Source organism: Streptomyces sp. NPDC055078, from assembly GCF_053607985.1.
This window is the reverse complement of the sequence record NZ_JBSGUP010000028.1, coordinates 17,160-30,467: the sequence shown is the minus strand read 5'-3', so window position 1 is coordinate 30,467 and position 13,308 is coordinate 17,160. Positions and strand designations below refer to the sequence as shown.

The window sequence follows — 13,308 nt, the reverse complement described above, 5'->3', positions numbered from 1 at the left end:
GTGACCATGACGCAGGCGCCCTCGGCGGCCAGACGTTCCACGGTCGCCCTGCCGATCCCGGAGCCGCCTCCGGTCACCAGGGCGACCTTGCCCGCGAGCCGCTTCGGCCGGGGCAGCCGGCGCAGCTTCATCTCCTCCAGCCACCAGTACTCGACCATGAACTTCTCCGCCTCGGGGATCGGCTCGTACCGGGAGACGCTCTCGGCTCCGCGCATCGCGTTGATGGCGTTGGCGTAGTACTCGCCGGCCACCCGGGCGGTGGGCTTGTCCTTGCCGAAGCTGAACATCCCCACACCGGGCACCAGCACGATCGCGGGCATGCCACCGCGGAACGGCGGATCCGACTCGGTGGCATGCCGGTCGTAGTACGCGCGGTACTCACTCGCGTACTGTGTGAAGGCTCGCGCGAACCGGGCCGTCATCTGCTCGGTGTCCTCGCGGTCGTCGAGCCGCAGAAGCAGCGGCTTCACCTTGGTCCGCAGGAAGTGGTCGGGGCAGGAGGTACCCTGCTCCACCAGGCGATCCAGGTCCGCGGCCCTGAGGAACTCCAGCACCTCGGGCCGGTCGGTGAAGTGACCCAGGTGAGGGGTGTCCGCCGAGACGAGGCCGCGCAGGACCGGCAGTATCGCGGCGGCCTTCGCCCGTCGCTGATCAGGCGTCAGGACCGGGGCGCCGTCTCCTTCGGTGCCCCAGGGGTCGGGCCTGCCATGGGTGTCGAGGAACTCCTGGCACCGGCGGATGATCTCCAGTGAGCGGGTTCGGCACTCCTCGGATGTCCCGCCCCAGGCGGTGATGCCGTGGCCGCCGAGGATCACGCCGACGGCCTGCGGGTTGTCCCGCTGCAACGCCGCGATGTGCAGACCCAGCTCGAACCCCGGCCTGAGCCACGGGACCCACAGGACACGGTCCCCGAAACACTCCCGCGTCAGCCTGGGCCCGTCCGCCGACGTGGCGAACGCTATCCCGGCGTCGGGGTGCAGATGGTCCACATGGCCGGCTTCGACGAGGCAGTGCATCGCGGTGTCGATCGACGGCGCGGCCTGCCCCTCGCCCATCACACAGTGCCGGAAGCGCGGGATCATCTCCTCTTCGGGAGTGGCGCCGTCACGGTAGACGTCGACCAGCGCCCGGAAACGATCGAGGCGGAACGTCGTCAGGCCGTCCGCCCGCAGCGTGGCCAGATCACCCCCCGACCCCTTCACCCATGCCACGGAGACCTGCTGGTCGGTGACGGGGTCGAGGGCCGTGCCCTTGGCCGAGGTGTTCCCGCCGCCGAAGTTGGTGTTCCTCTTGTCCGCCCCCAGCGCATGGGAGCGGGACAGGAGCTCGTCCACCGGCTTCTCGGCGGTACTCGCGCCACCGGTGCTGTTCGCGTCCATGGCGTTGTTCACGTTGGCTGCCATCGTGCCCTTCCTTGCGTTTTGGGATCCGGCCCGTCGCGATCTGCCCGCGGGGCCTACTTGAGCAGGAGGTCCCTGCGGTACTGCTCGTCGGGACGGGTGTCGATACGCCGAACCGCGTCCGGGGACATGTAGGCGGGGCGGCCCACCGACAGCGTGATCGCGAGCACCCGGGCCGCCTTCACCGCCATCTGGCTGATCTGGACCACCTCGTCGGTCGTGGCGCCGAGGGCGAGAATGCCGTGGTTCTTCAGGTACATGACCTTCGGCGGGACACCGTAGGTGCTCCGGTGCTCCGCGAGGGCCGAACGGATCTCCCGGGCGAGACCGAGACCGGGATCGGCATACGGAACCATCGCCGCCTGCCCGCCGAGCACCCCCACGTGCTCGGGGAACAGGAAGCCGTCGGTCAAGGCCGACGCCCGGTCGGAGCACAGAATTCCGTTGACCGCCGGAGGATGGGTGTGCCCGACGGCCCGCGCGCCGCCCTCCGCGATCGCGATGGCGTGGAACATCGTCTCGATCGACGGGCGCAGGCCCAGCGGATTCTCACCGGTCTCCAGGACGGCGGTCACACGGTCGTCGTCGGCGTCGGGATCGTCCAGCAGCGCGAGTATCGGGCTGATCTCGATCCTGACGAAGTCGTCGGGAGTGGCGGACCGCAGACTGCGTCCGCTCGCCTTCACGAGCAGGTGTGTGTCGGAGATCCGCAGGGATGTGTTGCCCTCCGCGATGATCGCGAGGTCCTGCTGAGGGTCGCCCAGCGCCCGGCTGAGGTCGACCAGGCTGTTCACGGCGTCGTTCACGTGGATGTCCCCTGTCTGTGGTGTGGTTGGGTCCGTGCGGAAGCGGGTGTCGGTGGGCCGTCCCGGCCGGGACGGGCCGGGACCGTGTGTGCGACGGCACGGCCGGGACGCTCGCGGCCGGTGTGCCGCTTCATCCGGCCGCCCGCTGCGACCGGATGAGGTGTGCCGCCCGGGTCCAGTCCTCGCCCTGTGCGCGGGGCAGGCTGGTCTCGGTGCTGAAGCTGCGGCGGCTGATGTCACGCAGGTGCTGGAGATCCCGTACCTCGCCGTGGACCAGCGCCTGGACCAGGGCGTTGCCGGCACTGGACGCCTCGGCGGGGCCGGCGGAGACCGGGCGGTCGCAGGCGTCCGCGGTGAGCCGGCAGAGCAGCCGGTTGCGCGACCCTCCGCCGACGACATGCACCATGTCCACACCGCGCCCCGTCAGCGACTCGGCGTCGTCGAAGGCCAGCCGGTAGCCGATGGCGAGGCTGGCCAGGATGCACCGGACGGTCTCGGCCCGGCTGGTCAGGGGTGGCTGGCCGGTCAGCCGCAGGTATTCCTTGAGCTTGCCCTCGACGGTCCCTTCCGGCCGGAGGAACAGCTCGTGCTGGATGTCGACGAAGGACCGCGCGGGTCCCGCGCCGACCGCCTCCTCGATCAGCGCGGTGAGACCGGTCGAGGCGTCCTCGTCCCGCCAGGCCCGGTGGCACTCCTCCAGCAGCCACAGGCCGGTCAGTGTCTTCAGCAGGCAGGTGGTCCCCCCGGCACCGCCCTCGTTGCTGAAACCGAGTTCCCGGGCCCGGGGCGTCACCACCGGCTCCGCGGTCTCCACGCCGACGAGGGACCACGTACCGCTGGAGACGTACCCGAAGGACTCCTGGGAGGCGGGGACGGCGGCGATGCCCGACGAGGTGTCGTGCGAGGCCACCCTGACCACTTCAAGTCCGGCGCTCGCGCCGGACAGCCGTCGTGCCGGGGCGCTCAGCGGTCCCACCGCGGTGCCCGGCTGCCGCAGGGGCGCCAGGATCCGCCGGGGGATGCCGATCGCGTCGATCACCTCGTCGCTCCAGCGCCGTGCGCGTACGTCGATGAGCTGGGTCGTGGTCGCGTTGGTGTACTCGGTGCCGGCGTCACCGGTCATCCGGTACACGAACAGATCCGGGATCATCAGCAAGGAGGCCGCACGGTCCAGCAGCCCTTCGTCCTTCATGGCGGCGAGCTGGAACACCGAGTTGATCGGCAGGGGCTGAACTCCCGTCAGCCCGTAGAGGCCGGCGTCGCTGAACCGGTCCCGTACCGCCCTCAGCCCGGACTCGCGGATGTCGCGGTACATACGCGGCGGGGCGAGCAGACCACCCTGCTCGTCGATGAGACCGAAGTCGATGCCCCAGCCGTCGACGGCCACGCTCACCGGGTGGCCGAGGGTGGACAGGGCCGCGCGTACCCCTGTCATGGCACCGGCGAACAGACCGTCGGTGTCCCAGCTCCATCCGTGCTCGCCGTGTGTGACGGGGTTGGGGAACCGATGGGCGACTCTGAGGTCGATCCGACCGCCGGCCAGCCTCGCCGCGACGACCCGGCCGCTGGTGGCGCCCAGATCCACGGCGATGTATTCGCCCATACCGAGAACTCCCCTCGCTCCGGCCGGCCCGGAATCCGCCCGGGCTCCTTCGGGTCCCGCGTGACATAACCCTCAGGATGTTGACTGATGTGAATCTAACAGCATTGAACAATCTAATCAAGGGAACGATGCATTCCGCTGAGGTCGTCCGCCCCTTGCGTGCCGTGCCGACTCCGCCCGCACGGCCGCGCGCTACAGGTTGCCGCGAGCCACCTGGTCCGCCAGACCCGCGAGGAGCGCGGTGAGGTCCGGCTTCAGCTCCTCACCGACGTTCAGGGTCTCCGTCGCGACCACTTCCGCACTGTCCAGCCCGGCGCCGAGGTTGCCGACGAAGGTGGGGGCCACGATCTCCAGCCCTTCCTGATGGGCCGCCAGCGTCTCCAGCACCATGGACATACCGACGATCTGCCCGCCCGCCGCCCGGAGCATCCGGATCTCGGCCGGTGTCTCGAACTGCGGTCCCGTCAGTCCGACGTACGTGAGATCCGGCAGGTCGTCACGGAGGGTGCGGGCGAGGGCCCTGGCCCGCGCCGAGAACAGATCGGACACATCGACGAACTGGGCTCCTTGCAGCGGCGTCAGGCCCGTCATGTTGAGCTGGTCGGCGATCAGCCCCAACTGGCCGATCCGCAGGGCCGGGTCGATCGACCCGGCGGAGTTGGTGATGATCGCCGAGCGGCAGCCGGCCTGTTTCGCCACACGGACCCGGTGCGCGACGGCGTCGACGCCGTGCCCCTCGTAGACATGCGTCCTGCCGAGGAACGCCAGGATGTCGGCCTCGCCGCGGCGGATGTGGTGCACCCTGCTGGAGTGCCCGGGGCACACGAGTTCGTGGAAGCCGCGCAGCTCCAGGGTGTCGATGTCGGTGGTCAGGTCGCCCATCGCCGAGGTGGTGTCCGCCCATCCGGTTCCGAGTACCACACAGGCGTCGAAGCCGTCGACACCGCAGAGGGCGCGCAGACGATCGGCCGCGTCGGCGGCCGTACGCATGGCGGCGGGGTAGGTGATCGGCATTCTGGTTCACTTCCATCTCTGTCGGGTTGACGCGGTACGGGGGTGGCGTGCCGGGTGGGTGCGCGGGGACGGCTACGGCCGGACGAGCCGGTGGTCGCGTACCCGCGGGGCACCGTCGACCAGCACATGCCGGACGTCGGACGCCGTGACGCTGTAGGCGAGCCTCGACCAGATCGACCCCTGGCCGAAGTGGTGCACCCGGTCGATGTCGACCACCTGAAGCGTCGCCGGAGCGCCCGCGCGGATGGCGCCCAGCACACCGGGCAGGCCGAGCGCCACGCCGCCCGCGACGGTCGCCATCTCCAGGGCCTCGCGCGCGGTAACGGCGGTGGGGTCTTCCTCCCTGCCCTTGTGCAGGCTCGCGGCCAGCCGGACCACCGACCACATGTCGAGGCTGTTGCTGCTGACCGCGCCGTCCGTCCCCAGCGCCACCCGGACGCCGGCCGCGCGCAGCGCCGTCACCGGCGCGACACCGGCGCCGAGCTTGAGGTTGGACCACGGGCAGTGCGCCACCGCGGCCCCCGAGGAGGCCAGCAGACCGATGTCCGCCGTGTCCAGGTGGACGGCGTGCGCGACGACGGTGCGCTCGTGGAGCAGGCCGACGTCGTGCAGCAGCCGAATGGGCGAGACTCCGTGCCGCGATCTGACCCCGGCCACCTCCTGACGGCTCTCGCTCGCGTGGGTGTGCACCCGGGCCCGGTGCCGTTCGGCGAGGGCGGCGACGGTCCTGAGCTGACCGGGGTCCAGGGCGTAGGTGCTGTGCGGCATCACCACGGGGGCGTCGGGGGAGCCCGGCGGACAGCCGGACAGCTCGGCCTCGGCTTCGTCGATCCGCTCGGCGAACGACTTGCCGTCCGCGGTGGGGAACCCGGCGAACGTGGGGCCGTTGACGACCCGCAGCCCCAGGGCCCGGGCCGCCGACCGCACATGTCCGGGGAACCAGTACATGTCCAGGGCCGCGACCGTGCCGGCCAACAAGGACTCCTCCGCGGCCTTGGCCGTGCCCAGTTCGACAGTCCGGGGCGTCAGGGTCCGTGCCTCCTCCGCGGTCGTGACGGCGACGAACCGGTCGAGGTCCAGCTCGTCCCCGAGGCCCCGGAACAGGGTCATCGGCAGATGAGTGTGCGCGTTGACGAACCCCGGGAGTACGGCGCAGCCGTGCGCGTCGACGGTCTCGGCCGCCGACACCTCTTCCGCCAGGCTGTCGTCACCGACGAACTCCACCCGCCCGTCCCGTACCGCCACGACACCGTCGGGAAAGCCGGTGTCCGTCCCCTTCCCGTTCGCCCCTGATGTCCCCTCAGGCGTGTCCATCGGCAGGACATGGCCGTGCCGGATGAGCAGGTCGACGCGGTCGGGTCGTTCTGACAAGGCATCCTCCCAGGAAGGTTCGATATTGCGCTTATTCACAGTATCGAACATCGGTCATGCCGACAACAGACACGACCAGGGTGACCCGGACAGCCCGGGACGGTTGCGGGGAAGGGGAGGAAGGGGAGGGAGCGGGAGGAGCGGAAGAGGGAGGGACGCGGGCGGCGGAGCCGGTGGCTACCTGATCTCCACCAGGTCGCGGTACGCGTCCAGACGATGGTCGGCCGGCTTCAGCTCCGTGACCAGCAGGTCGACGGAGTCCCAGTTCAGCGACTGGAAGATCGACTGCCTGCCGAGCTTGGTCGAGTCCGACACGAGGACGACGGTCTTCGATGCCGAGGCGATCGCCCGCTTCATCTCGGCCTCCTCGGCGGTCGGCTCCGAACTGCCGCGGCCCTCGTCCAGCGCGGTGGTCGACACGAAACACAGATCGAGCGAGAACTCTGCGGCGAACCCCCGGGCCAGCGGCCCGACCAGGCTTCCGGTGCGGGAGTCGTGCAGGCCCCCTGTCAGGTACAGCGCCTCGCAGCCCCTGCCGCGCAGGGTCATATACGTCTCGACACCATGGGTCAGCACCGTCAGGCCCGATGTCGCACCCGCGTCCAGGGACGCCGCGAACTCGTACACCGTCGAGGACGCGTCGAGGCCCAGTGAACCGCGCTCGGGCAGGAGGGCGCGCAGTTTGTCCGCCATGGACCTCTTCCCTGCGGAGCTGCGTCCGCGCCGGCTGTCGAAGCCCTCGGGACCCACGTACACCGCGCCGCCGCGCACCCTGCGCACCAGCCCCTGGCGCTCCAGCGCGCCGAGGTCACGGCGGATCGTCATGGGGTGCACGTCCCACCGGTCGGCGACCTCCTGGAGACGTACCTCGCCCACCTCCTTGAGGGTGGCCAGCAGGTCCGTGCGCCGCTGTTCGCCCGCGACCGTTCCGTCGATTGCCACCGAGTGTCCTTCCGTGATGTCACTTCACTCGACTCTACACGGACCCTTCCCAGCCAATGTGCATTGCTGTAAAGTTCACATCCAATTCGTCCGCTCTGTCCTGCCTGGAAGGCAGTGGACCCACGCTGGACTGCCTCAACTAACGACAACGAACTGCTCCCGGGCGAACTGAGGGGCGGATCGGCAGTGAGGATACGAACATGAACCGATGCCACAGAACCACCGGCGCCGTGCGCACGGCGGCCGGGGCGTCCGCGCTGGTGCTCGCCCTGACCCTGAGCGGCTGCGGGGGTACATCGACGGGCGCCGGCAACGGCGCGGACGGCACCATGGTGCTGATCACCCCGGACCCGATCGGCACCAATGTGTTTCTCCAGAACGCGAAGGCGGGTGCCGAGACCGCAGCGAAGGCGACGGGAGCCGACCTCCAGGTCTTCGAGAGCAGGGACGAGCTGAGCCGTTCCGACAACATCCAGGCGGCCGTCGACCAGGGGGCCGGCACGGTCATCACCGTCGGCTTCGAGTTCGCTGACGCGCTGAAGCGGTTCGTACCGGCCAACTCCGGCACGGACTTCCTCAGCCTGGACGTGTGTCCCGACATCGCCGGCGAGAATCTGTCCTGTGCGACGTTCCGCGAGCAGGAGGCATCGTTCCTCGCCGGGGTCGCCGCCGCCCGTATGACCAGGTCCAAGACGGTCGGCGTGGTCGCGGGCGCCGATATTCCGGTACAGCGCAAGTTCACCGACGGGTTCGTCGAGGGCGCCCGGCACGCCAACCCCTCCGTCAAGGTCGTCGGGCCGCTGTGGGTGGCCGGGCAGACCCCGTTCAGCGATCCGGCACGGACGAAGGAACTGGCGCTCTCCGCCGCCAGCCAGGGCGCCGACGTGCTCCTGAGCGCGACATCCGGAGGCGACTCGGGTTCCTTCGAAGCAGCCGGCGCGAAGGACCTCCAGGTCTTCGGCGTGGACATCAACCACTGCCCGCGGTCCCCCGGCCATGTGGCCGACAACATCATCAAGCGCCTCGACGTCACCATCCCCGCCGCCGTCGCCGCCATCGACAAGGGCGGCAGCCGCAAGGACTACGGTCTCAGCGACGGAGCGCTGGCGCTGGGCTCGCTCACGGACAGTGCCCCGCTCTCCAAGGACTGCACGCTCAGCGGGAACAAGGCGGCGCTGGATGCGGCCGAGAAGGCCCGCAAGGGCATCATCGACGGCACCATCAAGATCAAAGCCGGTTCCCGATGAGCACCCGGCCGGAAGGCCCGAGCGGCCTCCGTACCGACGCGGTGAACCTCGTGGGGATCCGGAAGGCGTTCGGACAGGTCGTCGCCAACGACGGAGTCGACCTGTCCGTCGCGGACGGAACCATTCACGCCGTCCTCGGGGAGAACGGCGCCGGGAAGTCCACGCTGATGGCGATCCTGGCCGGACTGGTGAAGCCCGACGCGGGCGAGATCCGCATCCATGGCACCAGGATGGCCTTCGCGAGCCCGAGCGAGGCCACCCGGGCCGGAATCGGCATGGTCCACCAGTCCTTCCAGCTCTTCGCGAACCTCTCCGTCACCGACAACGTCGTCTTCGGAGCCGAGCCGGGACGGCTGGGCGCGTACGACCGCAAGGCGGCCGAGAAGGCGGTCGCGGAGCTGAGCGGCCGCTACGGACTCGATGTCGATCCGCGGGCGTCGATCGCCGATCTGCCGGTTGGCGTCCGCCAGCGGGTGGAGATCCTCAAGACGCTGTACCGGCGCTCCCGGATCATCATCCTCGACGAGCCGACCGCCGTCCTGACCCCTCAGGAACGCGACTCCCTGTTCGTCGTCCTGCGGGAACTGCGCGACGCGGGGCACACCATCATCCTCATCACCCACAAGCTGCTGGAGGTGATGGCGCTGTGCGACAACGTCACCGTTCTGCGCGACGGACGGACCGCTGCCACCTCGGCCACCGCGGACACCTCCCCGGCGCAGATCGGCCGGGAGATGACCGGCCGGAACATCGAGACCGTACGCAACACGGGAACGTCGTCGCCCGGCCGTCCCGTACTCACCGTGTCCGGCCTCCGGGCCGCCGTTCCCGGGTCGGGGGACGGGCCGGCGCCCGCGGTGTCGCTGGAGGTCGGGGCAGGGGAGATCGTGGGGATCGCGGGTGTCGCGGGCAACGGACAGGACACGCTCGTGGAGACGCTGGTCGGCCTGCGCCCGAGCACCGGGGGCACGATCGTGCTGAACGGCACGGACGTGACCGGACGCGATGTGGCCACGCGGCGCGCGTGCGGTATGTCGTACGTGCCGGAGGACCGGGACGCGGTGGGCAGCGCCCGCCAGGCGTCGATCACGGACAACCTGGTCATGGGCTCGCAGCGGGCGCCGGAGTTCGCCACCCGGGGGTGGCTGCGCCGGGGGCGCATCCATGAGCACGCGGTGCGGCTGTGCGGTGAGTTCCGGATCAAGACGCTCGGCCCTTCCGCCCGCGCGGGCGGCCTGTCGGGAGGCAATCTCCAAAAGGTGATCCTCGCCCGGGAGATCTCGCGCTCCAACCCGCTGCTGATCGTCGAGCAGCCCACCCGCGGCGTCGACATCGGCGCCATTGAGGCCATCCACCGCCAGCTCCTCGACTACCGGGACCAGGGGCACGGCGTCCTGCTGGTCTCCGCCGAACTCAGCGAGATCCTGGCGCTCTCGGACCGTGTTCTGGTGATGTTCGAGGGCGGCATCGCCGGCGAGGTCGACGGCGGGGCCGACGAGCGCCGGATCGGCGAACTGATGGGCGGGTACGGCGTGCGGCGCGAAGGAGTTGTGTCATGACACTGTCACCCGCTCCTCCGTCGGCTCCTCCCTCCACGGCCGCGGAACAGCGCGCTCCGGCCCGGGTGCTGCTGCGGACGCTGAGCCACCCGGTGACCGCCGGCCTCGTCGGCGCGGCTGTTCTCGGCGGCCTGCTGATCATGACGACCGGCCAGAACCCGTTCGCCGCCTACGGAGCGCTGGTGGACGGCGCGTTCAACCCCGACACGTTCCCGAGCACGGTCAACCGGACCCTGCCCGTCGCGGGCATGGCGATCGCCGCGGCCATCTCCTTCCGGGCGGGGTTCTTCAACCTCGGCCTGGAGGGGCAGATCGTGCTCGGCGGCCTCGCCGCCGCCGTGACCGGTGTCCACCTGCCGCTTCCCGGCTTCCTGCTGCCCGTGGCGGTCCTCGTCGCGGGAACACTCGCGGGTGGCCTGTACGCCCTGCTCGCCGGGTGGCTGCGGGTGTGGTGCGACATGCCCCTGGTGATCACCACACTGCTACTGAACTTCCCGGCGGTCTATCTGGCGTCGTACCTGGTCAGCGGCCCGATCAGGGACGCCGACTCAGGACTCGCGCAGAGCGGTCCCGTCGCGTCGGGGGCTCATCTGCCCCTGCTGCCCGGCGGTTCCGTCCAGTTCGGGGTACTGGCGATCGCCGCGGTCGCCGTGAGCCTGCACATCGTCTACCGGCGCACCAGCTTCGGGTACGAGATGACGATGGCGGGGCAGAACCTGCGGTTCGTCGAGTACGGCGGGACGCCGGTCAGGGGACTGATGTACCGGGTGGTGTTCCTGAGCGGCGGCTGCGCCGGGCTGGTGGGGGCGTTCCTGGTCGTGGAGTCCCGGCGGTTCATCGACGGCTCCCTCACCGCACCCAGCTACGCGTGGACCGGCCTGCTCGCCGCCCTCCTGGTGCGCAGCGCGCCGCTGCTGTGCCTGGCGGCCGGCTTCGTCTTCGCCGCCCTGCAGACCGGCTCCATGGCCATCGACAGGCAGCTGGGGATCCCGAGGGAGATCTCCCAGGTCATGCAGGCCGTCCTGATCATCCTGCTGACGATCGTGACAGCGGCATCGAGGAAGAAGGACCGGACCGACCATGATTGATCTCCTCGACCCCAATATCGTCGCGGGCACCGCCCGGGCCATGACACCGGTCGCCCTGGCGGCCCTGGGCGGGCTGATCTGTGCCCGCGCGGGCGTGTTCAACGTCGCGCTCGAAGGCATGGTGCTGACCGGGGCGTTCTGCGGAGTCGTCGGCAGCCATGCCACCGGCAGCGCTTTCGCCGGGGTCCTGTTCGCCATGCTGGGCGCGATGCTCCTGGCCGCGGTGCTCGCCGTCGGCTCGGTCGCCTACGGCGGCAACGCGGTCGTCCTCGGCATCGCCCTGAACCTGCTCGCCGCCGGTCTCACCGTGTTCTTCATGCAGCTCGTCTTCGACCAGCGCGGGGTGCTCCAGCCGCTCGGCCTCGAAGGCATTCCGGCCGTTCACCTCCCGGGCATCGAGGACGTCCCCGTCCTGGGGTCCCTGCTGTCGGGCCAGAGCGCGGTGGTGTTCGCGATGCTGGTCCTGTTCGCGCTCGCGCAGTACGTGCTGTTCCGGCACCGTATCGGGTTGCGCCTCCGCGGCGCGGGCGAGAACGAACTGGCAGCCCTGTCCCTGGGGCTCAACGTACGCCGGTACAAGATCGTCGCGGTGCTCGCCTCCGGCGCGCTGGGCGGTCTCGCGGGGGCGCAGCTGGCCCTCGGCGACCTCAGGATGTTCTCCGAGAACATGAGCGGTGGGCGGGGATGGATCGCGGTGGTCGCCGTGATCTTCGGCCGGAACCACCCCGGCGGGGTGCTGGCCGCCTGCGCACTGTTCGGCTTCGTCGACGCGGTTGGCATCCGACTCCAGGGCGAGGGGCTGGCGTCGCAGATCACCGGCGCGGCACCATACCTCGTCACCTTGCTTCTCCTGGTCTTCCTGCATGTCAGGAAGTCGACCCGGATCACCGAAGGGATGGCCTGATGGATCAGCCGGACTGGCCGGCGGTACCGCCGACCGGAGACATGGCCGGGCGCGTCGTCCTGGTCACGGGCGCCAGCGGCGGGATCGGACGGCAGCTCGCGACGGCCTACGCCCGGGCCAGGGCCCGCGTGGTCCTCCAGTACCGGTCCGACGAGGCCGGCGCCCGCGAGACCGTGGCGCGGATCGCGAGGACAGGGGCCCGTGCGGTCGACGTGGCCGCCGATCTGACGTCACCCGAGGGCGCCGAAACCGCGGTGGAGGCCGCCGTCGCCGCGTTCGGCCGCCTCGACTCGGTCATCTGCAACGCGGGTGTCCAGCCCATGGCCCCGCTGAGCGGGATGTCGTTCGCGGACTGGCGGGAGGTGCTGGCCGGGAACCTGGACTCGACGTTCCTGACCATGCAGGCGGCACGCAACCGGATGTCGGCGCAGGGGCCGGGCGGCACCATCGTGGCGATCGGCTCCATCGTCGGACGGCACCCGAAGCGCGGCCACGCGCACTACGCGGTCTCCAAGGCCGGTGTCCATATGCTCGTACGATCCGCCGCCGTCGAGTACGCCGACGACGGGATCCGCGTGAACCTCGTCTCTCCCGGGCTCATCCACCGCGACACCATCCACGAGGACTGGCCCGAGGGCGTACGGACGTGGGAGGCGGAGAACCCGGTCCCCCGCCTGGGGACCGGCGACGACATCGCCGCCGCCTGTCTCTTCCTGACCACCGCGAGCGGGGAGTGGATCACCGGGCAGGAGATCGTCGTCGACGGCGGCGCGTCCCAGCGGAGCACCTGGTGACCCCGCGCAGCACACGACACCCGGAGCCGGCCCGCACAGCACACAACACCCGGAACAAGGCGGTGCACCCATGACAACCCCCTCGACGGTGTCCTTTCCGGCGGCCGGCGACGCGGCAGGGGCCGCGCGCCTCGCCCGGACACTCGGCCTGACCCCCATCGAGGGCGAAGGCGGCCTCCTCCGACGGATGCACGCGGACCGGAACATCACCGCGTCGGTCTACATGATGATCGCCCCCGACTTCTCCGCCCTGCACAGCCTGGACTGCGCCGAGGTCTACCACTGGCAGGGCGGCAGCCCCGTGGAACTGCTGATGCTGCACCGCGACGGCGCCGCCGAACACCTGGTGCTCGGCCCGGACATCGCGACCGGCCAACAACTCCAGGCCACCGTCCCGCCCGGCTCTTGGCAGGGCTCCCGCCCCCTGGGCGCCTGGTCGGTCGTGGGACTGACCACAGCCCCGCCCTTCCGGTTCGACGGCTTCGTCCTGCCCGGCCGCGACGAACTGCTGAGCGGCTGGCCGCACCAGCGCGAACGCATCATCGCCCTGACCCGCGAGGACTGACCACAGGCGAGCCGT

At 70.4% G+C, this 13,308-nt stretch carries 12 protein-coding genes; 6 read left to right on the top strand and 6 right to left on the bottom strand.

What is annotated here, in order from left to right; translation table 11 throughout:
• The 6 genes from rhaD to ACWF94_RS04635 form a co-directional block, all read right to left on the bottom strand.
• Nucleotides 1–1,379: bifunctional rhamnulose-1-phosphate aldolase/short-chain dehydrogenase (gene rhaD, locus ACWF94_RS04660; RefSeq protein ID WP_453484653.1), on the bottom strand; the 1,379-nt coding region annotated here is incomplete at its 3' end.
• 77 nt (nt 1,380–1,456) lie between these two features.
• Entirely contained in the window at nt 1,457–2,206 is a 750-nt protein-coding gene (locus ACWF94_RS04655) for a class II aldolase/adducin family protein (RefSeq protein WP_453484651.1), read from the bottom strand.
• Nucleotides 2,207–2,336: 130 nt separating this feature from the next.
• Nucleotides 2,337–3,809 (bottom strand): rhamnulokinase, encoded by a 1,473-nt coding sequence (locus ACWF94_RS04650; protein WP_453484649.1) that lies wholly within the window; start codon nt 3,807–3,809, stop codon nt 2,337–2,339.
• 192 nt (nt 3,810–4,001) lie between these two features.
• The gene (locus ACWF94_RS04645) at nt 4,002–4,823 is read right to left on the bottom strand and encodes a phosphorylase family protein (RefSeq protein ID WP_453484647.1); all 822 of its coding nucleotides are present in this window, start codon (nt 4,821–4,823) and stop codon (nt 4,002–4,004) included.
• Nucleotides 4,824–4,895: 72 nt separating this feature from the next.
• Nucleotides 4,896–6,194 (bottom strand): amidohydrolase family protein, encoded by a 1,299-nt coding sequence (locus tag ACWF94_RS04640; RefSeq protein ID WP_453484645.1) that lies wholly within the window; start codon nt 6,192–6,194, stop codon nt 4,896–4,898.
• Nucleotides 6,195–6,371: 177 nt separating this feature from the next.
• Nucleotides 6,372–7,136, bottom strand: coding sequence for a DeoR/GlpR family DNA-binding transcription regulator (locus tag ACWF94_RS04635; RefSeq protein WP_453484643.1), 765 nt, complete (start codon nt 7,134–7,136; stop codon nt 6,372–6,374).
• 200 nt (nt 7,137–7,336) lie between these two features.
• Here ACWF94_RS04635 and ACWF94_RS04630 point away from each other — a divergent pair, with 200 nt between their 5' ends.
• The 6 genes from ACWF94_RS04630 (at nt 7,337) to ACWF94_RS04605 (ending at nt 13,293) form a co-directional block, all read left to right on the top strand.
• Nucleotides 7,337–8,383, top strand: coding sequence for a BMP family ABC transporter substrate-binding protein (locus ACWF94_RS04630; protein ID WP_453484641.1), 1,047 nt, complete (start codon nt 7,337–7,339; stop codon nt 8,381–8,383).
• Nucleotides 8,380–9,942: an ABC transporter ATP-binding protein gene (locus ACWF94_RS04625; RefSeq protein WP_453484639.1), complete on the top strand. Its 1,563-nt coding sequence runs from the start codon at nt 8,380–8,382 to the stop codon at nt 9,940–9,942. Before ACWF94_RS04630 ends, ACWF94_RS04625 begins: the two co-directional genes overlap by 4 nt.
• Complete coding sequence (locus tag ACWF94_RS04620) at nt 9,939–11,030, top strand: ABC transporter permease (protein ID WP_453484637.1); 1,092 nt, start codon at nt 9,939–9,941, stop codon at nt 11,028–11,030. Before ACWF94_RS04625 ends, ACWF94_RS04620 begins: the two co-directional genes overlap by 4 nt.
• Nucleotides 11,023–11,934 carry an ABC transporter permease gene (locus tag ACWF94_RS04615; protein ID WP_453484635.1) on the top strand — a complete coding sequence of 304 codons (912 nt, stop codon included), beginning with the start codon at nt 11,023–11,025 and terminating at the stop codon, nt 11,932–11,934. The genes ACWF94_RS04620 and ACWF94_RS04615 overlap by 8 nt, the downstream gene beginning before the upstream one ends.
• A complete protein-coding gene (locus tag ACWF94_RS04610; protein WP_453484634.1) occupies nt 11,934–12,728 on the top strand; it encodes an SDR family NAD(P)-dependent oxidoreductase in 795 nt (264 codons plus the stop codon). Before ACWF94_RS04615 ends, ACWF94_RS04610 begins: the two co-directional genes overlap by 1 nt.
• A 70-nt stretch (nt 12,729–12,798) precedes the next feature.
• Nucleotides 12,799–13,293 (top strand): cupin domain-containing protein, encoded by a 495-nt coding sequence (locus ACWF94_RS04605; RefSeq protein WP_453484632.1) that lies wholly within the window; start codon nt 12,799–12,801, stop codon nt 13,291–13,293.
• Nucleotides 13,294–13,308 lie beyond the last annotated feature (15 nt).